At 67.2% G+C, this 23998-nt stretch carries 21 protein-coding genes and 2 tRNA genes; 14 read left to right on the plus strand and 9 right to left on the minus strand.

The features are described from left to right. Positions 1-14: 14 nt before the first annotated feature. A complete protein-coding gene (gene glpK, locus ACO05L_RS01885) occupies positions 15-1508 on the minus strand; it encodes a glycerol kinase GlpK (protein WP_421730490.1) in 1494 nt (497 codons plus the stop codon). A 243-nt stretch (positions 1509-1751) separates the two neighbouring features. Here glpK and ACO05L_RS01890 point away from each other — a divergent pair, with 243 nt between their 5' ends. Further along, a complete protein-coding gene (locus ACO05L_RS01890; RefSeq protein ID WP_421730491.1) occupies positions 1752-2738 on the plus strand; it encodes a threonine ammonia-lyase in 987 nt (328 codons plus the stop codon). Positions 2739-2804: 66 nt separating this feature from the next. Further along, positions 2805-3278 (plus strand): MaoC family dehydratase, encoded by a 474-nt coding sequence (locus ACO05L_RS01895; protein ID WP_421730492.1) that lies wholly within the window; start codon positions 2805-2807, stop codon positions 3276-3278. Positions 3279-3287: 9 nt separating this feature from the next. On the opposite strand, the gene ACO05L_RS01900 is transcribed toward ACO05L_RS01895, so the two are convergent. Next, positions 3288-3995, minus strand: a complete 708-nt coding sequence (locus ACO05L_RS01900; protein ID WP_421730493.1) for a Crp/Fnr family transcriptional regulator — start codon at positions 3993-3995, stop codon at positions 3288-3290. 145 nt (positions 3996-4140) lie between these two features. Here ACO05L_RS01900 and ACO05L_RS01905 point away from each other — a divergent pair, with 145 nt between their 5' ends. Both ACO05L_RS01905 and ACO05L_RS01910 read left to right on the plus strand, forming a co-directional pair. Further along, positions 4141-4443, plus strand: coding sequence for a 4a-hydroxytetrahydrobiopterin dehydratase (locus ACO05L_RS01905; protein WP_421730494.1), 303 nt, complete (start codon positions 4141-4143; stop codon positions 4441-4443). Continuing rightward, positions 4443-5225, plus strand: a complete 783-nt coding sequence (locus ACO05L_RS01910) for an SDR family oxidoreductase (protein WP_421730495.1) — start codon at positions 4443-4445, stop codon at positions 5223-5225. The genes ACO05L_RS01905 and ACO05L_RS01910 overlap by 1 nt, the downstream gene beginning before the upstream one ends. 109 nt (positions 5226-5334) lie before the next feature. On the opposite strand, the gene ACO05L_RS01915 is transcribed toward ACO05L_RS01910, so the two are convergent. From ACO05L_RS01915 to ACO05L_RS01930, 4 genes are all read right to left on the minus strand, one after another. Next, entirely contained in the window at positions 5335-5796 is a 462-nt protein-coding gene (locus ACO05L_RS01915) for a PaaI family thioesterase (protein ID WP_421730496.1), read from the minus strand. A 110-nt stretch (positions 5797-5906) separates the two neighbouring features. Then, positions 5907-6473 (minus strand): DUF3035 domain-containing protein, encoded by a 567-nt coding sequence (locus ACO05L_RS01920; protein ID WP_421730497.1) that lies wholly within the window; start codon positions 6471-6473, stop codon positions 5907-5909. Positions 6474-6546: 73 nt separating this feature from the next. Further along, entirely contained in the window at positions 6547-7074 is a 528-nt protein-coding gene (lspA, locus tag ACO05L_RS01925) for a signal peptidase II (protein ID WP_421730498.1), read from the minus strand. A gap of 53 nt (positions 7075-7127) precedes the next feature. Continuing rightward, complete coding sequence (locus tag ACO05L_RS01930) at positions 7128-8459, minus strand: hypothetical protein (protein ID WP_421730499.1); 1332 nt, start codon at positions 8457-8459, stop codon at positions 7128-7130. Between the two features lie 160 nt (positions 8460-8619). Here ACO05L_RS01930 and ACO05L_RS01935 point away from each other — a divergent pair. Next, positions 8620-8696: transfer RNA gene (locus ACO05L_RS01935), tRNA-Arg, on the plus strand. A gap of 159 nt (positions 8697-8855) precedes the next feature. Here the strand turns inward: ACO05L_RS01935 and ACO05L_RS01940 are convergent. Together ACO05L_RS01940 and ACO05L_RS01945 are read right to left on the minus strand one after the other, a co-directional pair. Further along, a tRNA-Ala gene (locus ACO05L_RS01940) sits at positions 8856-8931 on the minus strand. Positions 8932-9133: 202 nt separating this feature from the next. Further along, on the minus strand, positions 9134-9598 hold the full coding sequence (locus ACO05L_RS01945; RefSeq protein ID WP_421730500.1) for a TIGR02300 family protein: 465 nt from the start codon (positions 9596-9598) through the stop codon (positions 9134-9136). 210 nt (positions 9599-9808) lie between these two features. Here ACO05L_RS01945 and aroA point away from each other — a divergent pair, with 210 nt between their 5' ends. From aroA to mscL, 5 genes are all read left to right on the plus strand, one after another. Next, complete coding sequence (gene aroA / locus ACO05L_RS01950) at positions 9809-11044, plus strand: 3-phosphoshikimate 1-carboxyvinyltransferase (RefSeq protein WP_421731719.1); 1236 nt, start codon at positions 9809-9811, stop codon at positions 11042-11044. Positions 11045-11363: 319 nt separating this feature from the next. Further along, a complete protein-coding gene (gene cmk, locus ACO05L_RS01955; RefSeq protein ID WP_421730501.1) occupies positions 11364-12020 on the plus strand; it encodes a (d)CMP kinase in 657 nt (218 codons plus the stop codon). Positions 12021-12177: 157 nt separating this feature from the next. After that, complete coding sequence (gene rpsA / locus ACO05L_RS01960; protein WP_421730502.1) at positions 12178-13881, plus strand: 30S ribosomal protein S1; 1704 nt, start codon at positions 12178-12180, stop codon at positions 13879-13881. A gap of 252 nt (positions 13882-14133) precedes the next feature. Further along, entirely contained in the window at positions 14134-14424 is a 291-nt protein-coding gene (locus ACO05L_RS01965; RefSeq protein ID WP_421730503.1) for an integration host factor subunit beta, read from the plus strand. A 58-nt stretch (positions 14425-14482) separates the two neighbouring features. Next, positions 14483-14902 carry a large-conductance mechanosensitive channel protein MscL gene (gene mscL / locus ACO05L_RS01970; protein WP_421730504.1) on the plus strand — a complete coding sequence of 140 codons (420 nt, stop codon included), beginning with the start codon at positions 14483-14485 and terminating at the stop codon, positions 14900-14902. Positions 14903-14905: 3 nt separating this feature from the next. Here mscL and ACO05L_RS01975 read toward each other — a convergent pair whose 3' ends face one another. After that, positions 14906-16048 (minus strand): N-acetyltransferase, encoded by a 1143-nt coding sequence (locus ACO05L_RS01975; RefSeq protein ID WP_421730505.1) that lies wholly within the window; start codon positions 16046-16048, stop codon positions 14906-14908. 184 nt (positions 16049-16232) lie between these two features. Here ACO05L_RS01975 and ACO05L_RS01980 point away from each other — a divergent pair, with 184 nt between their 5' ends. The 4 genes from ACO05L_RS01980 (at position 16233) to ACO05L_RS01995 (ending at position 23997) form a co-directional block, all read left to right on the plus strand. Then, positions 16233-16904, plus strand: a complete 672-nt coding sequence (locus ACO05L_RS01980) for an ImuA family protein (RefSeq protein WP_421730506.1) — start codon at positions 16233-16235, stop codon at positions 16902-16904. Then, entirely contained in the window at positions 16819-18531 is a 1713-nt protein-coding gene (locus ACO05L_RS01985; RefSeq protein WP_421730507.1) for a Y-family DNA polymerase, read from the plus strand. The genes ACO05L_RS01980 and ACO05L_RS01985 overlap by 86 nt, the downstream gene beginning before the upstream one ends. Continuing rightward, entirely contained in the window at positions 18528-21860 is a 3333-nt protein-coding gene (locus ACO05L_RS01990; RefSeq protein ID WP_421730508.1) for an error-prone DNA polymerase, read from the plus strand. Before ACO05L_RS01985 ends, ACO05L_RS01990 begins: the two co-directional genes overlap by 4 nt. 196 nt (positions 21861-22056) lie before the next feature. Further along, entirely contained in the window at positions 22057-23997 is a 1941-nt protein-coding gene (locus tag ACO05L_RS01995; RefSeq protein ID WP_421730509.1) for a peptide MFS transporter, read from the plus strand. Position 23998: the final 1 nt, after the last annotated feature.

Here is a 23998-nt window from a genome sequence, read left to right on the forward strand (position 1 = left end):
GTCTTTGGACGCTCTCAGTTGGCGGCGACGATGGCGGCCTGGACCGCCTTGCGCCAGCCCTTCAGCAGGCGGTCGCGCTCGGCCGCATCCATCCGCGGCGTCCACACGGCGGGGGCCTCGGTCACGTGGGCGTCGAGATCCTCGATCAGGCCGACACCCAGGGCCGCCAGCTTGGCTGCGCCTAGGGCGGTCATCTCCTGGAAGGCGGGGCGCTCGACCGTGACCTGACAGATGTCGGCGACGAACTGCATGGCGAAGGCGTTGGCCGTGACCCCGCCGTCGACCTTCAGCACCTTGAGCCGCGGCGCCCCATCCGCCGCCAGGGCGTCCAGCAGGTCGCGCGTCTGATAGGCCAGGGCCTCCAGCGCCGCGCGGACGAAGTGAGCGGGGCCCGAATCCCGCGTCAGGCCGATCACGGCGCCGCGCGCATCCGGCTCCCACCAGGGAGCGCCCAGGCCGGTGAAGCCGGGCACCAGATAGACGCCGCCATTGTCCTTCAGCCCCTGGGCCATCGCCTCGGACTGGCGCGAATCCGAGATCATCCCGACCCCGTCCCTCAACCATTGAATCGCCGACCCCGCCGAGAAGATCGACCCCTCCAGCGCATAGGCGGCGACACCGTTGACGGAATACCCGAGCGTGCCGAGCAACCGGCTCGACGAGGCCACCGGCTCGGCCCCCACATTGGCGACCAGGAAGGCGCCCGTACCATAGGTGATCTTGGCGTCGCCGGGGTTGAGCGCGCCGTGCCCGACCAGGGCCGACTGCTGGTCGCCCGCCGATCCGGCGATGGGCAGGGCTGCGCCGAACAGGGCGGGATCGCTGTGGCCGCTCACCTCGGCGCAGCCGACGATGCGGGGCAGGGCGGCCTTGGGCACCTTGAACAGGTCCAGCAGATCGTCGCGCCAGGCCACGGTCTTCAGGTCCATCAGGGAGGTGCGGCTGGCGTTGGTGGCGTCGGTGACGTGGCTGGCGCCGTTTGTCAGCTTCCACACCAGCCAGGAATCGATGGTCCCCAGCAGCACCTCGCCCCTGGCCGCCCGGTCCCGTGCGCCCGGCACCGCATCCAGCAGCCAGGCGAACTTCGTCGCCGAGAAATAGGGGTCGAGGATCAGGCCGGTCGCCGCCTGGACCCTGGGCTCGTGGCCGTCTTGCATCATCCGGGCGGAGACATCCGCCGTACGCCGGTCCTGCCAGACGATGGCGCGGTGCAGGGGCTCGCCGGTCGCCCTGTCCCACAGGACGGCGGTCTCGCGCTGGTTGGTGATGCCGATGGCGGCGAAACGGTTGATCCCGCCGGCCTTCCTGACCACCTCGCGACAGGTCTGCAGGGTGGCGGACCAGATCTCGGCGGCGTCATGCTCGACCCAGCCGGAATGGGGGAAATGCTGAGCCAGTTCGATCTGCGAGATGGCGACCGACTTCAGCGATTTGTCTTCACAAACCTCGAAGGCGATGGCCCGGCTGGAGGTCGTGCCCTGGTCGATGGCGAGGATCAGTTTCGTCATTCCCAATGTGTAGGACGGTGACGGCGGGGAAGCCAAATGCCTCCTATCTTTCGTCATCCTCCGGCAAGCCGCGCTTGCGGCGCAGACCGGGAGACCCAGCGGCGCCGAAGGCGATCTGTTCATTGATAATGCCCGACGTCGGAATCCGCGACAGGTTCGCGCTCGCGCGCGCCGCTGGGTCCCCCGGTCTCGCGGGGCTCGCCGGAGGATGACGAAAGCAGGGTGGACAGCTAAACCCTGCCCATGACCCACACTGCATCCTTCGACGGCGTCCGCGATGCGGCGCGCCAGATCGCCGGCGTCGCCGTGCGCACCCCCCTGATCGAGAGCCCGGCCCTGAACGACCGGCTGGGCGGGCGGGTGCTGATGAAGGCGGAAAACCTGCAGCACGCCGGGGCCTTTAAATTCCGCGGCGCCTATAACCGCATCAGCCGCCTGACCGAGGCTGAGAAATCGCGTGGCGTCGTGGCTTATTCGTCGGGCAACCACGCCCAGGCGGTCGCCGCGGCGGCCCGCATGGTCGGGACATCGGCCATCATCGTCATGCCCGCCGACAGTCCCAAGGTGAAGGTCGAGGGGGTCATCGGCTTTGGCGGCGAGGTCCGCCTCTATGACCGCTACACCGAGAGCCGCGAGGCCATCGGCGAGGAGATCGCGGCCTCGAAGGGCTCGGTCCTGGTCCGCCCCTTCGACGATCCCTTCGTCATCGAGGGCCAGGGCACGACCGGGCTGGAGATCGTCGAACAGGCGGGCCCATCAACCATTGATCAGCTGTTGTGCGGCACCTCGGGCGGCGGGCTGATGGCCGGAATCAACCTGTCGATGGCAGCGCTGTCGCCGGACACCGTCTGTCACGGGGTCGAACCCGCCGACTACAACGACACCCAGATCTCGCTGGCTCAGGGCGAGCGCCTGACCCATGCCCCGGCGGGCGGCACCATCTGCGACGCCCTGATGACCGACCGGCCGGGCGAACTGACCTTTCCGATCAACCGGCGGCTGGCCGATATCCTTACCGTCACCGACGCCGAGGTGGCCGAAGCTGTGCGCTACGCCTTCCGCGTCCTGAAACTGGTGGTCGAGCCGGGCGGGGCGGTGTCGCTGGCGGCCCTGCTGGCGGGAAAGATCGAGGCGAAGGGGCTGACCACGGCCATCGTCCTGTCGGGCGGCAATGTCGATCCGGCCCTGTTCGCCGACATCATCGAGGGGCGTTTCCCCGGGATGGCGTGACACAGACGGGGCTGGCCTGCCTTTGGGGAAGGCGGTTAGGCTCCAGGGCAATCAAGGGAGAGAGACATGACCAAGGCGACGGATCTGGCGGCCATGATCGGGACCGAGGTCGGGCTCTCTAAATGGATCGAGATCGATCAGAAGCGGATCGACGCCTTCGCCGACGCCACCGAGGACTGGCAGTTCATCCACGTCGATCCCGAGGCGGCGAAACAGACCCCGTTCGGCGGGACCATCGCCCACGGATTCCTGACCCTGTCGCTGCTGTCGGCCATGACCTATGACGCCAATCCGCCGCTGGACGGCACGGTGATGGGCGTCAACTACGGCTTCGACAAGCTGCGTTTCCTGTCGCCGGTGCGGGCGGGGTCCAAGGTGCGGGGCCGGTTCAAACTGGTCTCGGCCGACAACAAGGGCTCGGACGGCGGCGTGACCCGCTGGCTGATCAAGCACGAGGTCACCGTCGAGATCGAAGGCTCTGAAAAGCCCGCCCTGATCGCCGAATGGCTGGGGATGCAGATGGTTCAGGACCCAGCCTAGGCTGCGGTCTCAGGACTGGCCGGTGCGGGGACGGGGCACGCCAAGGTCTTTCATTACCCGGCGCATCACGTCGTAACAGCCGCATGACGCGGCCTCCAGCGCCGGACGATCCAGCACCTCGACCCAGCCGCGTCCGCGCCGGATCAGAGCCTTGTCCTCCAGTTCGCCGCCGACTTCGCTGACGGTGGCGCGGCGCACGCCCAGCATGCCGGCGATATCGGACTGGGTCAGGTGGAAACGGTCGCCGTCGGCGCGGTCGTGGATGGTCAGCAGCCAGCGGGCCAACCGCTCGTCCAGCTGGTGCTGGGCGTTGCAGGCGGCGGTCTGCTGAACCTGGGCGAACAGGCTTTCGGTGAATTTGGCCAACGACATCCGCATGGCCTCGCTCCGGGACAGGGCGTCGGAGAAGACATCGTTGGGCAGGCGGGCGGCGAGGCCGGCGGTCTGGGAGATGGCGCGGCTGGAGGCGCGCGCGTTCATCGGACCGCAGGTCACCCCAACCAGGCCCTCGCGCCCGATGGCCGCCGTCTCGATCATCTTGTCGTCGTCCAGAACGGTCATCAGCGACACGACGCCGGTCAGGGGAAACCACACGTCCTCGACGGCCTGGCCGGCGTCGTACAGCATCTGGCCCTGTTCGAAGGCGGACTCGGTCAGGTGCGGTTCGATCCGCTTGCGGTCCGACGGCTCCAGGGCGGCGATCCACAGGTTGTTCATGGTCGGCTCCAGCGCTTTCTGATCAATGGCGACGCTTGATAACGCCAAAGCTTGAGGGGTGTTCCCGCTGCGGGTTCCACAATGGAACCATGGCTTGTGGGCTCCCCGTCGCCGCGCTACGCCGGGTGCAGCTGAGGACCATGACATGACGCAAACATCTGTTGACCTTGGGGAAACCCTGAAATCCCTGCCTCTGTGGCGGGCCTCGAACGGGGATCGGCCGGCCATCGAGCGGACCCTTAAGTTCAAGGATTTCAACGCGGCGTTCGGCTTCATGACCCGCGTCGCCCTGATGGCCGACAAGATGGACCACCATCCCGAATGGTCGAACGTCTACAACAGGGTCGAGGTGCTGCTGACGACCCATGATGCGGGTGGCGTCACCGCCCTGGACGTAAAGATGGCGGGCTTCATCGACGAGGCGGCCCAATCCATGGGCGCCGACTGATGTCGGGGCGGGTCTCGGGCAAGGCGGCCCTGATCACCGGCGCGGCCGGGGGTCTGGGAGAGGCCATGGCCTGGATGCTGGCGCGCGAGGGGGCCAAGGTCGCCCTGACCGACATCGCCGGCGACCGCGCCCAGGCCCTGGCCGAGGCGATCAACGCCGAGATCGCGGGCGCGGCCTTCGCCTATGCCCATGACGTGACCCGCGAGGATCAGTGGGTCTCGGTCGTGGCCGCCGCCGCCGCCGACATGGGCGGGTTGTCGGTGCTGATCAACAACGCCGGCGTCGGCGACGTCCTGCTGTTCGCCGAGCAGGACACGGCCGAGAACTGGCAGCGCCAGTACGAGATCAACCTGCGCTCGGTGATGTTCGGCTGCAAACACGCCATGCCGCATCTGAGGGCCAGTGCGCCCGCGTCCATCATCAATATCTCGTCGATCGCGGGCCTGGCCGGGGCGCCGGGCATGGGCGCCTATAACGCCACCAAGGCCGGGGTCTGGATGTATTCCAAGACCGTCGCGCTGGAGGCGGCCAAGATGGACTGGAACGTGCGGGTCAACTCGGTCCACCCGGTCTTCATCAAGACCCCGATCCTGGATCCCTTCGTCGCCATGGCCCACGGCGACGAGGCCAAGGCGCACGAGCGGCTGGCCCGCGGCATCCCCCTGAAGCGGATCGGCGAGCCCGACGACGTGGCCTATGCGGTCCTCTACCTGGCATCGGACGAGTCCAAGTTCGTCACCGGGACAGAGTTCAAGATCGACGGCGGCATGCTGGCGCAATAGGCGCCAAGGGCGCCTATTGCTGGTTTTTTTGGGCCTACCGCCCTTCGGGCTGCTTGAGGCCGAGCAAGGGTGGCGAGGCCGCGGAAGCTGGGTGCGCTGCCGGTGGTCCTTAGCGCTCCATCACCAGCAGGGTGGAGGTCGCGGTGGCGTAGAGTTTACCGTCCAGGCCCTTGAGCGTGGCTTCGCTGAAGGCGGCGCGGCGCCCCATCTGGATGATGCGCCCCTCGGCGCGCACTGTAATCCCGGCCGTCAGGGCGCGGTGGAAGACGGTCTTCAGCTCAAGCGTCGTATAGGCCTGGCCCGGTTTCAGCATGGAATGGACGGCGCAGCCGCAGGCCGAGTCCAGCAGGGTGGCGATCCAGCCGCCGTGGACCGTGCCGATCGGATTGTACATGGCCAGTGAGGGCGTCCCCTCGAACACCACGCGGCCTGTTTCGACTTCGGTCAGGCCGAAGCCGACGCTGCTGGCGATGGGGGCCGGGGCAAACCGCCCGTCCATCATGGCCTGCAGTTGATCCAGCCCGGGCAGGTTGGCGAGATCGGTGGGGTCGAGAACTGCGGCGTCGGTCATGGACGGTTCCGGGAAGGAAAGCGGAAAGTCCGTCTACAATAAGGACGCACGTCGGGCTGGCAAGTCGGCAGGCGAAGCCCTCTGCGGGTTTCGCCTGCCGAAATGTCGGCCTAGAGGCCGGGCAGCTTGAAGCCGCTGCTGCGGCGAGGCTGGATGGTGATCGCGGTCTGGCCGCCGGTCAGGGTCTGAAGCCGGGCGGCCTCGGTCGCGGCGTCGATGGTGACGGCGCCCTGTTCGGTCTGGCTGACGGTCGGGGTCTGGGTCGCGGCGTCGTCGCGGCGCCAGAACATGACGCGGTTGGCGAAGCTTTCTTCCTTGTGCGTCAGGTCGCCGAACTCGTCGTCGATGACGTAGCGGGCCAGGGGATCGGCGCGGTCGGCGCCGGCGGCGCTGATCAGGGCCTGTTCACCGGCGGTGCGGGTGATGGCCTGACGCTGACCCAGCAGAATCTGACGCGCTGCGCTTTCGGGCGCCAGCTCCTGCGGGCGGGGCTGGCCGGGCGCGGGCGGACGCAGGCCATACTCGGGCGGCACGGTCAGGGGGGCGGTGGACACGGTGACGAATTCGTCCGGCACGACCTTGGTCAGGCCCATCCCCTGGCGCACGCTGCCACAGGCGGACAGGGCGAGCGTGGACACGGCGAGGACACTGAGAACGGCGAGGCGGCGGCTGCGCATGATTTGGGCTCGGTTCCGGCGGCGCGGCGTACGCGCCTTTTTCGTCAACTAGGCGATAGTCAAGAGCGGGTCTTTACGACTTTTCGGGGGCAGCGCCAACGGGAACAGACTTGCGTTCCGACAGGACGGTGTCGAGCACCAGCAGGACCACGCCCACGGTGATGGCGCAATCAGCGACGTTGAACACCCAGGGAAACAGGCCTGTGCCCGAAAAATCCATGAAGTCGACGACATAGCCGAAGCGGATACGGTCGATCACATTTCCGATGGCGCCGCCGATGACCAGGCCGATGGCCGAGATCAGCAGCCGCCGGTCGGCCTGGGTCGCCCACCAGGCCAGGCCTGCGGCCACCACGATGGAGAAGATGCTGAGCGGCCAGCGCGCCGCGCCGCCGCCGGCCAGGCCGAAGCTGAAGCCGCTGTTCTCGACATAGGACAGGTTGAAGATCGGATGGGCCACGAAAACCCGCCCGACCTCGCGCAGGGACAGGTCGTCCAGCACCCAGGCCTTGGTCAGCTGGTCCAGGACGATGATGGCGATGGCGAAACCATAGGCGGTCCAGGCGATGCGCGGGACGGAGAAGCGGTCGTGAAGGGTCATGCGGTCCGGTGGTTAGCAGGCCAAGGCGGGCGCGTCACCCGATCTGGTGAGCCTCAGTCGATGATGTCGACGGGCAGGATCTGGCTGGACAGCAGGCGCTCCATCGCGGCCCAGTGATCCGGCCCCTGCGCCTCGACCCAGGCCTGCACCGTGTCGCGTCCCAGGCCGTAGTTGATGATGTAGCTGCGATAGGTGTCGATGAAGCGCACCCGCTGGGCCGCCTTGTCGGGCTGGGTCACCAGATATTTCGAGATCAGGGCCGCGGCCTGGTCCCGGTCGATCCGTCCGGCCAGGTAATCGTCGGCGATGGCGTACTCGGCCCGCGCCAGCTGCTGGGTCAGGCGCAGGATCTGGTTCTTCTTGGCGGTGTCGGCGGGGGCAAGCCCGGCCAGCGGCATCAGCACGTCGCGCTCGAACGCCTCGGCCTCGTCGCCTGGGAAGGCCAGGTCGATGCCGTAGTTGGCGCTGCCTTCGGCGACGAAGGACATGGGCGAGAACAGCGGATAGACGCTCATCTCGACCCAGCCGCGACCGCGCACGAAGGTCTGTTCCAGCAGGGCGTTATAGACGTGGTGGCCGGGGTATCCCTCGTGACACCCCAGGTCGATGGCCCGCTCGGTATAGATGGGGAAGTCGGTGTTGATCTCGATCCGACTGACCGCCCCGCCCTCGTAATAATTATAGCCGGACCAGGGCTTGTCGTTGACCAGGGTCAGGGTGAAGCTTTCGTCGGCCGGCAGGGTGATATGGCGCACGGTGCGGGCGCGGCACTCGGCGATGGCGGCCTGCATGACCGTCTCGATCCGGTCTTTCGGGATGACGAAGGCGGCCTTGAAGGCGGTGATCCGGTCGACCAGGGGGCCGGGTCCGGGGACCAGGGCGTCCATCTGGGCCAGGACGGGGTCGAACTCGGTGAGGGGCCGGATTTCGGGCCGGATGCCGAACAGGGCCTCGGCCTCGTCGGCGAAACTCATCGTCTCGCCCGCCAGCATGCGCAGCCGTGCGCGCGCCGCCGCGACATGGGCCTTCAGATAGGCCAGGCGCTGCGCCTCCTCGGGCGCAAGGGCTGCGACCGACACTCCATCCAGCCACAGCGCCAGGGTCGCGCCATCCGCCATCAGTTGGTCGCGCGTCGGGGGGGTGGCCTTGGCCTGTGCGGCCCAGTCCGCCGGCCCATAATAGGCGTCGACATAGCCGGGCTCGATCTCGCCGATACCCAGGATCAGCTTCACATAGTTCTGCGCGATGAGGTCGAGGCTGGCGTCCGCGCGCGCCGGAGACGCCGCGGCCGGCGCGGCGGCCTGCACCCCAGGCTGAGCGTTCGTCGCGCAGGCGGCCAGCAGCAGAGCCGACATCAGCGAAAGGCGGGTGGCGGCGCGACGCATGGGCGATCTCCGAAACTTCAGGAGCCTCAGGCTAGTCCCGACCTCACGCGAGGCCAAGCCGGTATGGGTGTCGCCAGCGGGCAGGGCCGTGCGCGTCGCTTTGGGATTGAGACGCGCGCCGGGCTGCTGTAAGGCCCACCTCCGGCGTTCGCGCCACGATGCACCCGTAGCTCAGCTGGATAGAGTACTGCCCTCCGAAGGCAGGGGTCACAGGTTCGAATCCTGTCGGGTGCGCCATTTTTTCCAGACAATCGAGATCCGCCAGGGCTGGCCCAGAGCCAGGACCAGAGCCTGAGGCCCCATGTGTCGTCGCGTGGGGCGCGCTGGACGTCGGGGGAAAGTGCGCCCCGGAAACCAAAAGAGGCCGGCGACACAGGTCGCCGGCCTCTCGGAATTTGGTGGAGCTTAGCGGAGTCGAACCGCTGACCTCTTGCATGCCATGCAAGCGCTCTACCAGCTGAGCTAAAGCCCCGAACCTCAGGCGCTGTGCCTTTGGTCGGTATCTCCGAGGTGTTGCCCCATTTCTGGTGGCCCTCGGCGAGGCGGCGGAACCTATGTCAGGCCGATTTTGCGATCAAGCCCGGTTTCGCTTTTATTTTGCATCGCCGAAAAAAGAACCGGCGAGGCGGCTTTCCGCATCCCGGCCCGAGGGTCAGGATGCGGAAAAGGTTCGACTATTCGTCGTCCTTGGGCTTCTTGACGACATCGCCGTCAAAGGCGTCGTCATCCTCGTCCTCGATGAAGGGCAGAGAATCGTCGTCGTCGTCGTCAGCCAGAACTTCGTCGTCGTCGCCGTCGGTGGTGTTCATGCCGGCTTCGTCGCCGGCGTCGGCGGCGGTGTCGTCATCGTCGTCGGGCGTCAGGATGGGCTCGTGGCCTTCCTGGTCGATTTCCGGGGTCGCGGGGGTATCGTCTTCCTCGTCCTCGTCGTCGGTCGCCTTCTTCTCGACAACCTGATCTTCGGCGTCGTCGGCGGGATAGCCGCCGGGACGACCGCGACGGCTGCGCAGCTTGATCGCTTCTTCAGGATCGAATTCGGTGTCGCATTTGGGGCAGTGAGCAGGACGGCGGGTCAGGTCGTAGAATTTGGCCTGACAGTTGGGGCAGACCTGCTTCGTACCCAGTTGGGGATCGGCCACGGTGGGGAGCCTTTGGAAGGTGTGGGGGGATTTCGGTCGCGTCCCTTGCCACCATGGGACGTCGCTGTCAAAAGCCGCATTCGGTCGCAGGCTTCTGCGGCGCTGTTTTTCCTTGCATTCGGAGCGCCAACGGTGACGTCGGTCTCTCATCTGACGGCCCACAGGGCGACCGCCCTGAAGGGGCTTGTGCGTGCGCCCGGCGACAAGTCGATGTCGCACCGCGCCATGATCCTGGGCGCCATGGCGACGGGGGTCACGGAAGTCGACGGCCTGCTGGAGGGTGACGACGTCATCGCCACCGCCCGTGCGGCCGAGGCCTTCGGGGCCACGGTCGAGCGGCTGGGAGAAGGACGCTGGCGGGTGACCGGCCGCGGCGGCTATCAGACGCCAGCCGCCGTCATCGACTGCGGCAACGCCGGCACGGGCGTGCGGCTGCTGATGGGGGCGGCTGCTGGCTATCCGATTTCCGTGACCTTCGACGGCGACGCCAGCCTGCGTTCGAGACCCATGGGGCGGGTCACCGATCACCTGGTGCGCATGGGGGCCAGCTTCGACTGGAGCGGCAAGCCGGGCCTCTTGCCCGCCACCCTGACCGGCGGAACCCTGAAGGCCATCGACCATGTGCAGACCGTGGCCTCGGCCCAGGTCAAGTCGGCCATCCTGCTGGCGGGCCTGAACGCGCAAGGCGTCACCTCGGTGACCGAGCCGGAGAAGAGCCGCGACCACACCGAACGGATGCTGCGGGCCTTTGGCGCGACCGTCGATGTCGAAGAGGATGGCGAGGGCTGGATCATTCGCCTGCGGGGCGGCCAGTCCCTGACCGGAGCCGTGGTCTCGGTGCCCGGCGATCCGTCGTCGGCCGCGTTTCCCCTGGCGGCGGGGCTGATCGTCCCGGGGTCCGAGGTGACCGTCGAGGGCGTCATGCTCAACAGCCTGCGCACCGGCCTGTTCGACACCTGGATCGAGATGGGCGCCGACCTGACCATCACAAACCGCCGTCAGAGCGGCGGCGAGGATGTCGGCGACATCACGGCTCGGTATTCTCAGCTGAAGGGCGTGGTCGTGCCGGTCGAGCGCGCCGCCTCGATGATCGACGAATATCCCATCCTGGCCGCCACCGCCGCCTTTGCGGCAGGTGACACGGTGATGCGCGGCGTCGGCGAGATGCGGGTCAAGGAGAGCGACCGCATCAGCCTGATGGTCAACGGCCTGCGCGCCTGTGGCGTGGCGGTCGAGGAAGAGGCCGAGGGCTTCATCGTCACGGGCGGACCCGTGCAGGGCGGCGCCACGGTCTCGACATCGCACGATCACCGCATCGCCATGAGCCACCTGGTCCTGGGCCTGGCCGCCGAGCAGCCGGTCTCGGTGCTGGATCCGGAAATGATCGCCACCAGCTTCCCCGGCTTCGTCGAACTGATGAACGGGCTGGGCGGGACCATCGTCTAGAATGAGATGGTGGCGTCGCCCCAGCGATCGGGATGACAAGCGGGGAAGGCGTGCCCTGTGGCTGGCCGCCTTGCCGGGGCTGGTGACCTACAGCTGGTTCATGTTCTCCATACTCCATGAGCGCCGAATTCCGCTTAGGGGGGAGGACTTGGGCTTGTCCGTCAGTGAAAGTTGGCTGAGCGCCGCCGGGATCACAATTCTGCCCTTGGCATTGCTCAGCGCCTGGATACTTCTGACACGAGGATCCGAGACCCGGCGTATCGACCAGTGGATCACAAGCAATTTGGAAAAACCTGCCATTGCCCATACGAGGCCCCAGATGACCACTTCTCGGGCGCTGATCATCGCCGTTGACGGCCCGGCCGCCTCTGGCAAGGGCACCATCGCCGCACGGCTGGCGCGGACCTATGGGCTGCCGCACCTGGATACCGGCCTGCTTTATCGGGCCGTCGGTCTGGGCGTGCTGGACGCCGGTGGCGATCTGGACGATGCGGCGGCGGCTGAGGCCGTGGCGCGTAGTCTGGACGTCTCGCTGCTGTCGGACGAGACGCGGCTGACGACGGGCGAGGCGGGCGAGGCCGCCAGCCGGATCGCCGGCTATCCCGGCGTGCGCGCGGCCCTGCTGAAGCTGCAACAGGATTTCGCCGGTCAGGCGGGCGGCGCCGTGCTGGACGGACGCGACATCGGCACGGTGATCGCGCCGGACGCCGTCGCCAAGCTGTTCGTCACCGCGACGCCTGAGACCCGCGCGACCCGCCGCTGGAAGCAACTGACCGCGCGCGGCGACGCCATCGCCTATGAGGACATGCTGGCCGATATCGTCCGCCGCGACGAGCGGGATGCGGGCCGGGGCGCGGCTCCGATGGTCCAGGCCGAGGACGCGGTCTTGCTGGATACGACCGATCTGGATATAGAGGCGGCCTTCGATGCGGCCCGCCGTATCGTCGAGGCGGCGCGCGCGAACCACGGTCTTTAGGCCGTCAACGCAAATCCAACGCGCTTTTCTCGGCTTCCGCGGGCGTTCTGGGATCAGCCGATCCTTCTCATCGCAATGATCTGCCCACTATTTTCGTCCACCTCGCGCGGGGCCATTCGGTCGCGCGCCATAGCCCTATCGGAAACACCAGAGCTTCATGTCTGATACTCTCAACCCCACCCGCGACGATTTCTCCGCCCTGCTCGACGAGCAGCTGCAAGGCCGCGACCTCGGCGAAGGCCAGGTCGTTCACGGCCGCGTCGTCGGCATCGAAAAAGACATCATCATCATCGACGTCGGTCTGAAGACCGAAGGTCGTATCCCGGCCCGCGAATTCGGCATCGGCGAAGGCGCCGTGATCCCCAAGGTCGGCGACAATGTCGAAGTCTACCTCGAGCGCGTCGAGAACGCCCTGGGTGAAGCCGTCATCAGCCGCGACAAGGCTCGCCGCGAAGAAGCTTGGACCCGTCTGGAAGTCGTCTTCGCCGACGGCCAGCCCGTCAACGGCGCCATCGTCGGACGCGTCAAGGGCGGCTTCACCGTCGACCTGGGCGGCGCCTCGGCCTTCCTGCCCGGTTCGCAAGTCGACATCCGCCCCGTGCGCGACGTCGGCCCGCTGATGGGCAAGGAGCAGCCGTTCCAGATCCTGAAGATGGACCGCCCGCGCGGCAACATCGTCGTCTCGCGTCGTGCGATCCTGGAAGAAGCCCGCGCCGAACAGCGCACCGAGCTGGTGGGTCAGCTGCAAGAGGGTGAAGTCCGCGACGGCGTCGTCAAGAACATCACCGACTACGGCGCGTTCGTGGACCTGGGCGGCATCGACGGCCTGCTGCACGTCACCGACATGTCGTGGAAGCGCGTCTCGCACCCCTCGCAGGTCCTGGCCGTCGGCGACACCGTCAAGGTCCAGATCGTCAAGATCAACCCGGACACCCAGCGCATCAGCCTCGGCATGAAGCAGCTGCAGTCCGATCCGTGGGACGGCGTTGAAGCCAAATACCCGGTTGGCGCCAAGTACACGGGCCGCATCACCAACATCACCGACTACGGCGCATTCGTTGAGCTGGAAGCCGGCGTTGAAGGCCTGGTGCACGTCTCGGAAATGTCCTGGACCAAGAAGAACGTCCACCCCGGCAAGATCGTCTCGACCTCGCAGGAAGTCGACGTCGTGGTTCTGGATGTCGACGCCTCCAAGCGCCGCATCTCGCTGGGCCTCAAGCAGGCTCAGGACAACCCGTGGGACGCCTTCGTCGCCAACAACCCGATCGGCTCGACCGTCGAAGGCGAAGTCAAGAACGCCACCGAGTTCGGCCTGTTCATCGGCCTGGACAACGACATCGACGGCATGGTCCACCTGTCCGACCTGGACTGGAACGTCTCGGGTGAAGAAGCCATCCAGCGTTACCGCAAGGGCGAAATGGTCAAGGCCAAGGTTCTGGACGTCGACGTCGAGAAGGAACGCGTCTCGCTCGGCATCAAGCAACTGGGCGGCGATCCCGTCGGCGACGGCGACACCTACAAGAAGGGCCAGACCGTCACCGTGACCGTCACGTCCATCGAGTCGGGCGGCATCGAAGTGAAGTTCGGCGAAGACGACGCGCCGGTCACCAGCTTCGTGCGCAAGTCGGACATCAGCCGCGACCGCAACGAGCAACGTCCCGAGAAGTTCGCCGTGGGTGACCGCGTCGACGCTCAGATCACCTCGATCGACAAGGCTACGCGCCGCATTTCCGTGTCGATCAAGGCGCTGGAAATGGCCGACGAGAAGGAAGCCATCGAGCAGTTCGGGTCCTCGGATTCGGGCGCCTCGCTGGGCGACATCCTCGGCGCCGCGCTGCGCGAGAAGGCCAAGCAGGACTAATCCTGTTGGGCCTAACGCTCGACGCGCGGCGTCTCGCTGCTTGAGGCCCGCGTAGAGATTGACGAAGGCGGCCGGAGCGATCCGGCCGCCTTTTTCATGCCCGCCAGAAGGCGTCGCTATGTCGGCTATCGTACAATTAATGATCTTTAAGTCGCTGAATTCACGTTCGGGGCTTTTTCGCCCGGCTGGCGAAGGTTAGGGTAAGGTGCAGCTACCTTCCCGGCTGCTCCCGTACAGGGCGGGGGCCTTGATATGATCAAGTCTGAGCTTATCGAAAAGCTGGCGGCCGAGAACACGCACATGACCCAGTCCGAGGTCGAGCGCGTGGTCAATGTCGTGCTGGGCAAGATGACCGAGGCCATGGCCGAGGGCGGACGGGTCGAACTGCGCGGCTTCGGCGCCTTTTCGGTGCGCTCGCGTCCGGCGCGTTCGGGCCGCAATCCCCGCACCGGCGAGGCCGTGGACGTGCCCGCCAAGGCCGTGCCCTTCTTCAAGAGCGGCAAGGAACTTCGCGAGCGCCTGAACGCCTCCGGCGACGCCTGAACCTTTCTACGGCGACGCGGCCGTCGTTCGACGCCGCATATTCAAGGATGGATCCCCGATGGGCCTAGTCACCGAATTCAAGGAATTCATCTCGCGCGGCAACGTCGTCGATCTGGCGGTCGGCGTCATCATCGGCGCGGCCTTCTCCAAGATCGTCACCAGCCTGGTCGATCAGATCATCATGCCGCCCATCGGCTGGCTGATCGGCGGCATCGACTTCGCCGACCTGAAACTGGCCCTGCCCGTCAACCCGGCCAACCCGAACGGCGAACCCGCCTTCATCGAATACGGCGCCTTCATCAACGTGCTGATCCAGTTCCTGATCGTGGCCTTCGTGATCTTCCTGCTGGTCAAGGGCGTGAACAAGCTGCGTCGCGAAAAGGCGGCCGAGCCCGACGCCGCGCCGGCTGCGCCGACCCCGACCGAGGCTCTGCTGATCGAAATCCGCGACGCGCTGAAGACCCAGCCCAAGGTCTGAGGTCTAGGCCGCCCTGACGCCGTCCCGGTCCGTCAGGGCTCCAGTCTCGATCGGGACCGGGCGCTGGCAGATGCCGTGATCTCCATCGAACGGCGTCGGCGACCAGGCGCCGCGTGGCGGACCGTCGGGCGCGAAGGCCACGTGGCAATGCCCCCAGCCGCCTTCTCGACGGGCGCTGGCGGCATAGGAGTCCAGGCGACGCAGCATTTCCTCGTCCACCACCTGCAGTCTCGCCTTGGCCGCGCCGTGACTTTCGGCTTCGGCCAGCAGGGCCTGCATCAGGGCGGGGATGGCGTGGGGTTCGTCCTGCAGGGCGATCAGGTCGATGATCTCCAGCACCGCCGGTTCGATCGGCGTGGCCTTGGCCAGCACCGCCATGGCGTAGCCCGTGATCGCGCCGTCCCGCTCATGGGCCAGCAACACGGGGGCGAGGGTCCGGTCGGGATCGGCCAGACGCCAGCGCAGCATCTCGGGGCTGCGGTCGGCGACCAGGCGGCCCTCGTGGCGCAGGGCGGTCCAGAAATCGCCATAGCGGGACTGGTCGTGCAGATCGGTCAAGGGCGTGACCCCGGCAGGCAGGCCGGTGATGCGATTGTCCCTCAGGCGAGGGTTCATGAACCGCTCGCGATAGGGATCGGTCAGGCGCGGCGCTCGCTTGACCACTGCGCGCAGCACCCGGCTGTGCAGGCAGGTGGCGGGATGCAGGATCCACGACAGCTTCAGGTCATGGGTCCGTGGCGGCCAGGCGATCATGCCGTGACGCGCATACAAGGGCGCCGAACGGCCGTTGGCGTTGAAGGTATAGCAAGCGAACATCCCGGGCTGGTTCAGCAGGGTGCGGAACAGGCTTCGGCTCGCGCCCCGCATCTTCGGCGGCACGATGGTGGAAAAGCCGGTCGCGCCGTAGAACCGTCGATCGCCGAGCCAGAACCGCTGGACGAAGTTTCCGACAAAGGCGCCGGCCTGGCCTGGATTGGGGCCTTTGGAGTCCTCGACCACCCAGCCGGCCTCGGCGCCCGTCTCGATTCGGGCGGGGTTGGCGTCCAGCCAGGCCCAGCCGGCGTCGGATCGCTCGGGCCACCACACCGAACGGTGCAGGGCGTTGACGGCGTCACGGTCCGAGGGCTGGAAAGCGCGGGTGGTCACGGTCTTTGGTCCTTTCCCGTCCTGAGACACGCGGGGTTCGTGTGCCGAAGACGTGCAGATTTCGGACCAGATCACGAAACAATCTAAGGTTGCTTAAGCCCGTTTCTCTGTTGACGAACAGATTCAGGATTTGACTCTGGCCGACAATGGAACAAAAGATGAACACGAAGTTTCAGAAAAGACCATGGATCTCTCCACCTCTCCTGTTCCCAGTCGCGCCTCCGCCTGGCCCGCCCTTTGCGCCGGTCTGGAGGAGGTGTGCGCCAATGGTCCGCGTGACATGGCGGCGGCCCTTGTCTTCGCCCTGGGTCGTCTGCCGCAGGCCGACGCCCGGCCGGTGCTGGCGGCGGCCAGTCATGACTGGCTGCACGAACAGGGGCGGCCCCATGGTTCGGGCTTTTCGTCGGCAGGGCTGGGGTTCCGCCGAGCCGGACTGGTGCTGGTCTCGGGTCGGGGTGAGGCGGATATTCTGTGGGTCATGGAGCAGGCCTTGCGATCGGGCGCCGTCTGCGCCGTGGTGGGCGCGGTCGAGACCGCCACCCTGGCCCAGACCCGGCGGCTGGCCTTCGCCGCTGACGAGGGGCGGGCATCGGGCGTGCTGCTGCGGCGAACCGCGGCCGGGCTGAATGCGGCGCGGCGGCGCTGGCGAATTACAACCTTGAATAGTGTTCCGGATCGACACGACCCGCGCGCGCCGGGACGGTTTCGTCTCGAAGCGGAACTGACACGCAGCCGGAGCGAACGTCCCGGCGTCTTCAGGCTGGAGCAGGATGATGAAACGCATCGTCTCCGTCTGGCTGATCGACTGGCCGGTGACGGTCTGGGCGAACGCGGCCGGACGGGCCTCGCCGCCTGAGGCTGGTCGGGATCGTGAGGGCTCGCACGGAGGGGCGCCGTTCGCCCTGGTCGCACGCACGGCGCGGGGCGCGATCCTGCATGCCCTGAACGCCTCGGCGCGCGCCGCCGGTCTGTCGCGCGGCCAGACCCAGGCCGACGCCCTGGCCATGCTGCCCGGCCTGATTTGCCGGCCCGCCGATCTGGCTGCGGATCGGCGTGCGCTTCAGGCCCTGGCGGTCTGGGCCGAGCGCTGGTCCCCGGCGGTCAGCGTGGATGCGCCGGGCGAGGCGGGGGGCGAGGCGGGTGCGGCCGGGTCGCCGCACGGACTGGAGGGTCTGTTTTTCGACCTGACCGGCGCGACCCATCTTTTCGGCGGAGAGGCGACCCTGCTGGAGCGGATCGAACACCGCCTGGCCCAGGCGGGCGCCCGGTCGCGCGCGGCGATCGCCGAAACCCCGGGCGCGGCCTGGGCCCTGTGTCGATGGGGGCCAAGCCGAAGTGGGACGGGCCGAAGTGAGACGGGCCAACGTGAAATGGGCGGCCATCCGCAGATCATCGCGCCCGGTCAGGTGCGAGAGCGGCTGGCGGGCCTGCCTGTCGAGGCCCTGCGGCTGGATGCGGCGACGCTGAAACAGGCGCATCGGTTTGGGTTGAAGCGGATCGGCGACCTCTATCCCATGCCCCGCGCAGGACTGGCGCGGCGGTTCCAGGCGACGGACGGAGCCGGTCTGGTCCGACGGCTGGACCAGGCCCTTGGCGCGACGGCCGAAGCCCTGACGCCGACCCGCCCGCCGCCCCGCTACCGGACCTGGCAGGCCTATGCCGAACCCGTGGGCGACACGGCCGGGGTGGAGGGGCGGCTGCCCGGTCTGGCCGAGGATCTGTCGGCGGCGCTGGAGCGGGACGGGCAGGGCGCGCGCGCTCTGACGCTGACGGGGTTTCGCACCGATGGAGCGACGACCGCCCTGTCGATCCGGCTGGGCCTGCCGGGGCGGGATGCGGCCATCTGGATGCGGCTGTTCCGCGAGAAGGGGATCGAGCGTCTGGACCTCGGTTTCGGCGTCGACGCCCTGATGCTGACCTGCGACCTGGCCGAGCCCATCGCCGCCCATCAGGTCTCGATCGAGACGGAGACCGCCACCCGCCACGCCGAAAGCCTGGCGGGCCTGATCGACCGGCTGTCGGCGCGACTGGGGGAACAGGCGGTGCAGGTGGCCGAACCGCAAGGATCATGGCTGCCCGAGCGATCCGAGCGCTGGCGTCCGGCGCTGGGGGCCAGGCCTGTATCGGCCCAGGCGCACCAGACCCCACGCAGCCGCCCCATCCTGATGCTGGACCCGCCTGAGCCCATCGACGCCATCGCCGAACTGCCCGACGGCGCCCCGGCCCGCTTCACCTGGCGCAGGGTGTCGCGCAAGGTCGCCCGCGCCGACGGTCCCGAACGGCTGTCGCCCGAATGGTGGCGTCCGCCCAGCGAGGGGCGCGGACCCCTGGGCCGCCAGCCCCGCACCCGCGACTATTACCGCGTCGAGGATGATCAGGGCCTGCGTTACTGGCTGTTCCGCGAGGGGCTGTATGGCGCCGAGTACGCCGGCGGCGTCGACGAGCGCGCCCCGTCGTGGTGGATGCACGGGATGTTCCCGTGACCGCCGCTTTTGCATGGAGCGGCGAGTACGCCGAGCTTGGAGCCATCACCAATTTCAGCTTTCTGGAAGGCGCGTCGCATCCGGGCGAGATGATGATGCAGGCCAAGGCCCTGGGCCTGGCCGCCGTGGGCGTCGCCGACCGCAACACCCTGGCGGGCATGGTGCGCGCCCTGATGGGGGCCGAGGACAACGACATCCGGCTGGTCGTGGGCTGCAAGCTGGCCTTTCTCGACGGGACCGAACTGATCGTCTTTCCCCGCGACCGCGCCGCCTATGGCCGGCTCTGCCGCCTCTTGACCCAGGGCAAGAGCGAGATCTTGGGCAAGAGCGAGGTCCTGTCGGATGGCCAAGAAGGCGGCGACCGCATCACCAAGGGCGAAACCCGCCTGACCTTCGAACAAGCGGTGCAGTACGCAGACGGCATGATCGCCCTGGCCGTCGCGCCCGAGGCTCCCGACACGGCGTTCGAGGCGAGACTGGGGGCCTGGCGCCGCGCCTGGCCGGATAAGCTGTATCTTGCCGTGGCGCCCCTGTATCGCGGCGCGGATCGGGCGCGGCTGAACCGGCTGGCGGCCATGGCGGACCGGACGGGCGCGCCGATGATCGCCACCAATGCGGCCCTGTACGCCCATCCCGACCGGCGCCCGCTGCAGGACGCCCTGACCTGTATCCGCGAGGGAACGACCATCGATGCGGCCGGTCTGCGCCTTCAGTCCAACGCCGAACGCGGCCTGAAACCGCCCGCCCAGATGGCCCGCCTGTTCAAGGGTCACGAGGCGGCTCTGGCGCGGACGATGGAGGTGGTGCGCGGGTGTTCGTTCTCTCTGCACCAACTGGCCTATCAGTACCCGGACGAGCCCGTGCCGCTCGGCTGGACCGCGCAGCGCCGGCTGATCCGCCTGACCTTTGCGGGGGCGCGGCTGCACTGGCCGCAGGGCGTGCCCGCAAAGGTCCTGAAGTCGATCGTCCACGAGCTGAAACTGATCAAGCAGCTCAAATACCCGAACTATTTCCTGACCGTGCACGACATCGTCCAGTATGCCCGGAGCCAGAAAATCCTGTGCCAGGGGCGGGGATCGGCGGCCAACTCGGTCGTCTGCTTCTGTCTGAACATCACCAACGTCAATCCGGCCGAGCAGGACGTTCTGATCGAGCGGTTCATCTCGGCCGACCGGTCCGAACCGCCCGACATCGACGTCGATTTCGAGCATGAGCGGCGCGAGGAGGTGATGCAGTATGTCTATCGCCGCTATGGCCGCGACCGGGCGGGGATCGTGGCGACCATCATCCATTATCGGCCGCGTTCGGCGATCCGCGACGTGGGCAAGGCGCTGGGCCTGACCGAGGATGTGACGGCGCGGCTGGCCGACACGGTCTGGGGCTCCTATGGCTCGGAGGTGAAGGACGGCCATGTCGATCGCACGGGTCTGAAGCGCGCCGACCCCCGGTTCAAGTTGGCGCTCGACCTGACCGCCGAACTCATCACCTTTCCGCGCCACCTGTCCCAGCATGTCGGCGGCTATGTGCTGAGCCAGACGCCCCTGATCGAGATCGTGCCCATCGGCAATGCGGCCATGGCCGACCGCACCTTCATAGAGTGGGACAAGGACGACATCGACTATCTGAAGCTGATGAAGGTCGATGTCCTGGCCCTGGGAATGCTGACGGCCATGCGGCGGGCCTTCGACCTGATCGCCGAAAACTACGGCCGGCGGTTCGAGCTTCACACCGTCCCGCGTGAGCAGAAGGCCGTCTATGACATGCTGTGTACGGGCGATTCTCTGGGGGTGTTTCAGGTCGAGAGCCGGGCCCAGATGGCCATGCTGCCGCGCCTGAGACCCCGCGTCTTCTACGACCTGGTGGTGGAGGTGGCGATCGTGCGGCCCGGCCCGATCCAGGGCGACATGGTCCATCCCTATCTGAAGCGACGCGCCGAACGCCGGGCCGCCCAGGCGGCGGGCGTCCCCTTCGTCATCGACTATCCAAAGCCCTCGCCCGACCACGGTCCGGCGGACGAACTGAAGCTGGTCCTCGACAAGACCCTGGGCGTACCCCTGTTTCAGGAACAGGCGATGAAGATCGCCATGGACGCCGCCAAGTTCACGTCGAAGGAGGCCAACGGTCTGCGCCGCGCCATGGCCACCTTTCGGCACATGGGCACCATCGGCGAGTACGAGAAGATTTTCGTCGAGCGGTTGATCGCGCGCGGTTACGACCCCGTCTTCGCCCAGAAATGCTTCGACCAGATCAAGGGGTTCGGCGAATACGGCTTCCCGGAAAGCCACGCCTGTTCCTTCGCCTTTCTGGTCTATGTCTCGGCCTGGGTGAAATGCCTTTACCCGGACGCTTTTGCGGCCTGTCTCCTGAACAGTCAGCCGATGGGCTTCTATGCCCCGGCCCAGATTGTTCGCGATGCGCGCGATCACGGCGTCGAGGTGCGGCACCCGGATGTGAACGCGAGCGGCTGGGATGCCACTCTTGAGGAGGGTCGCACGCTGGAACGCCGCGCCCTGCGTCTGGGGCTTCGGGCCATCGACGGGTTCAAGTCGGTCTGGGCCGATCAGATCGTCGACGCCCGCGCCCTGGCGCCCTTCGCCGATCTGGAAGATCTGCGACTACGGGCCAAACTGCCGCCGTCGGCGCTGGATCGGCTGGCCGAGGCGGATGCGTTCGGGTCGCTGAAACTGAGCCGGCGACAGGGGGCTTGGGCCGCCAGAGGGGCGCCGCCCGCTTCCAGCGCGCCCCTGTTCGAGGCCATGGGGCTGGACGAGTCGGACGGTCGTCCGCCCCAGGCCCTGCCCAGCCTTACGCCCGCCGAGGAGGTGGTCGGCGATTATCAGACCATCCGCCTGTCGCTGAAGGGGCATCCGGTCAGCTTCCTGCGCGAGCGACTGGCCAAGGCGGGGGCGATGACCGCGCTGGATTATCAGGCGGCCAGGGAGAACCGGCGCGTCGCGGTCGGCGGGGTGGTGCTGGTGCGCCAAAGGCCGGGATCGGCCAAGGGGGTGGTCTTCCTGACCCTCGAGGACGAGACGGGGGTCGCCAACCTGGTGCTGTGGCCAGACGTCTTCGAACGCTTGAGACCTGTCGCCATGGGGGCTCGGATGGTCTTGGCGCGCGGACGGGTGCAGCGGGCCGAGGGGGTCAGCCATCTGGTGGTCGAGGACCTGATCGACTGGACGCCGATGCTGGGTCATCTGAGTGATGACGGGGCGGGCCAACTGACGCTGTCGGCGACGCCCGGATCGGGCCATTCGCCCTCGGAGCCGAACCGGCGCAGGCATCCGCGCGACGTCCGGGTCCTGCCCGGATCGCGGGATTTTCACTGAAGTCCGCACCCGCCCCGGGCCATGTCCTTGAAGGGTCAAGGGTTCGCGGCGGATGGTCACAAGGGGTTACGACTTGTAAAGCCGCACCGCCGGTGGTCCTATTCGCCATCAGGTGGGCTGGACTGGGCGACGCCGTCGCACGCCCCTCCACGCCACAGTCGGGCGCCGCGGGCGCCTGAAATGCAAAAGGGCAGGCATGAATCTCGTCATTCTTCTGGGGGTGGTGATCACCCTCGTCACGGGCATTCCCGTGCTTCTTCAGATCCTGAAAAACCACCCAAAGGGGCTCATCACCTGCTTCTTCGCCGAGATGTGGGAGCGGTTCAGCTTCTACGGCATGCGCGGCCTGCTGATCTTCTATCTGACGCAGCATTTCCTGTTCGACGACAAGTTCGCCACCGGCCAGTACGGCACCTATGGCTCGCTGGTCTATCTGCTGCCCCTGCTGGGCGGGCTGGTGGCCGACCGCTATATCGGCACGCGCAAGGCGATCATCTTCGGCGCGGTCCTGCTGGTCATGGGCCACGGGCTGATGGCCTATGAAGGCAGCCCGGCGCGCCAGACCCTGGCCATCGGCGGCCAGAACTACGCCGTCCAGGTCGAGGGCCGCGGCGCCGAGCGCGTCACCGAAATCCTCATCGACGGCGGCACCTATGCCTATACCGAGGGCGACGCCGGCCTGGCCATCGCCGGCCTGCCCGCGACCTCGGCGGTTCCGGCCACGGTGCCGACCGGCCAGTACGCCATGGAGGTCGAGCGCGATCCCGTGGGCGTCAACGTCTTCTACCTGTCCCTGTCGCTGATCATCATGGGGGTGGGCTTCCTGAAGCCCAACATCTCCACCCTGGTCGGTCAGTTGTATCCGCAGGGCGACGCGCGGCGGGATTCGGGTTTCACCCTCTACTACTACGGCATCAACCTGGGCTCGTTCTGGGCGGCGGTGCTGTGCGGCTATCTGGGCCAGACCTTCGGCTGGGGCTGGGGCTTTGGCCTCGCTGGCCTGGGGATGCTGGCCGGTCTTGTGGTCTTCGTGCTGGGCAAGAACCTGCTGGAGGGCAAGGGCGAGAGCCCCTTCCCCGAACTGATCAAGAAACCCGTCGTCGGCCCGATCAACCGCGAGTGGCTGATCTACATCCTGGGTTTCCTGGCCATCATCCCGATGATGTTCATCGCCCGCAGCCACACCTTCGTCGGCTATGGGCTGGTCGCCTGTACGCTTGCGGCCCTGGGCTATGTCACCTGGTTCATGGTGGTGAAGTGCGACAAGGTCGCGCGCGAGCGGATGATGCTGGCCATGGTGCTGGTGTTCGGATCGGCCGTCTTCTTCACCCTGTTCGAACAGGCGGGTTCGTCGCTGAACCTGTTCGCCGAGCGTAACGTCGACCTGGCGGTCACCGCCACGGCCGGCACCTTCCTGGGCATTCCCTATGGTTCGCCCGACCAGCTGGCGGCGGCGGGCATCGTCCCCGCCAACTGGTGGAGCTGGATCGACACCTCCCTGACGGCGTCGCAGACCCAGTCGTTCAACGCCGGCTTCATCCTGATCTTCGCGCCGGTCTTCGCCGCCCTCTGGGTCTTCCTGGCCAAGCGCAAGATGGACCCGAACCCGGTGGTCAAGTTCGGCCTCGGCATCATGCAGGTCGGACTGGGCTTCCTGGTCGTGGTCTGGGGCGCCAACTCCGGCATGATCGACGACGCCTTCCGCACCCCGCTGGTGCTTCTGGCCATCCTGTATCTGCTGCACACGGTGGGCGAGCTGTTCCTGTCGCCGGTCGGCCTGTCGGAGATCACCAAGCTTTCGGTGCCCTCGATCGTCAGCTTCATGATGGCGGTGTGGTTCATGGCCTCGGCCATCGCCCACTTCGTCGGCGGCATCATCGCCGGCCTGGCCAGCACCGAGACCGTGGGCGGCGAGGTGACCAATCCTCAGGCGGCCCTGACCGCCTCGCTGGAGAGCTTCAACGCCATCGGCTGGATCGGCATCGGCATCGGGGTGGCCTTCATCCTGGTCAGCTTCTTCATTTCCAAATGGTCCAACGGCGTGAACGACCCGGACAACCATCCGGGGCCGACCCTGGCTGACGCAGGGCGTGAAGACGGCAATGTCGCCCGGCCGGGAGCGACGACCCTGGGCTGAC

It is taken from the genome of Brevundimonas sp. (genome assembly GCF_965227765.1).
Lineage (GTDB): Bacteria > Pseudomonadota > Alphaproteobacteria > Caulobacterales > Caulobacteraceae > Brevundimonas.

What these genes read in the sequence shown, in the direction of transcription:
- glpK (WP_421730490.1), bottom strand. Translation starts at nt 1,508, where the DNA reads ATGACGAAACTGATCCTCGCCATCGACCAGGGCACGACCTCCAGCCGG.
- ACO05L_RS01890 (WP_421730491.1), top strand. Translation starts at nt 1,752, where the DNA reads ATGACCCACACTGCATCCTTCGACGGCGTCCGCGATGCGGCGCGCCAG.
- ACO05L_RS01895 (WP_421730492.1), top strand. Translation starts at nt 2,805, where the DNA reads ATGACCAAGGCGACGGATCTGGCGGCCATGATCGGGACCGAGGTCGGG.
- ACO05L_RS01900 (WP_421730493.1), bottom strand. Translation starts at nt 3,995, where the DNA reads ATGAACAACCTGTGGATCGCCGCCCTGGAGCCGTCGGACCGCAAGCGG.
- ACO05L_RS01905 (WP_421730494.1), top strand. Translation starts at nt 4,141, where the DNA reads ATGACGCAAACATCTGTTGACCTTGGGGAAACCCTGAAATCCCTGCCT.
- ACO05L_RS01910 (WP_421730495.1), top strand. Translation starts at nt 4,443, where the DNA reads ATGTCGGGGCGGGTCTCGGGCAAGGCGGCCCTGATCACCGGCGCGGCC.
- ACO05L_RS01915 (WP_421730496.1), bottom strand. Translation starts at nt 5,796, where the DNA reads ATGACCGACGCCGCAGTTCTCGACCCCACCGATCTCGCCAACCTGCCC.
- ACO05L_RS01920 (WP_421730497.1), bottom strand. Translation starts at nt 6,473, where the DNA reads ATGCGCAGCCGCCGCCTCGCCGTTCTCAGTGTCCTCGCCGTGTCCACG.
- lspA (WP_421730498.1), bottom strand. Translation starts at nt 7,074, where the DNA reads ATGACCCTTCACGACCGCTTCTCCGTCCCGCGCATCGCCTGGACCGCC.
- ACO05L_RS01930 (WP_421730499.1), bottom strand. Translation starts at nt 8,459, where the DNA reads ATGCGTCGCGCCGCCACCCGCCTTTCGCTGATGTCGGCTCTGCTGCTG.
- aroA (WP_421731719.1), top strand. Translation starts at nt 9,809, where the DNA reads ATGTCGCACCGCGCCATGATCCTGGGCGCCATGGCGACGGGGGTCACG.
- cmk (WP_421730501.1), top strand. Translation starts at nt 11,364, where the DNA reads ATGACCACTTCTCGGGCGCTGATCATCGCCGTTGACGGCCCGGCCGCC.
- rpsA (WP_421730502.1), top strand. Translation starts at nt 12,178, where the DNA reads ATGTCTGATACTCTCAACCCCACCCGCGACGATTTCTCCGCCCTGCTC.
- ACO05L_RS01965 (WP_421730503.1), top strand. Translation starts at nt 14,134, where the DNA reads ATGATCAAGTCTGAGCTTATCGAAAAGCTGGCGGCCGAGAACACGCAC.
- mscL (WP_421730504.1), top strand. Translation starts at nt 14,483, where the DNA reads ATGGGCCTAGTCACCGAATTCAAGGAATTCATCTCGCGCGGCAACGTC.
- ACO05L_RS01980 (WP_421730506.1), top strand. Translation starts at nt 16,233, where the DNA reads ATGGATCTCTCCACCTCTCCTGTTCCCAGTCGCGCCTCCGCCTGGCCC.
- ACO05L_RS01985 (WP_421730507.1), top strand. Translation starts at nt 16,819, where the DNA reads ATGATGAAACGCATCGTCTCCGTCTGGCTGATCGACTGGCCGGTGACG.
- ACO05L_RS01995 (WP_421730509.1), top strand. Translation starts at nt 22,057, where the DNA reads ATGAATCTCGTCATTCTTCTGGGGGTGGTGATCACCCTCGTCACGGGC.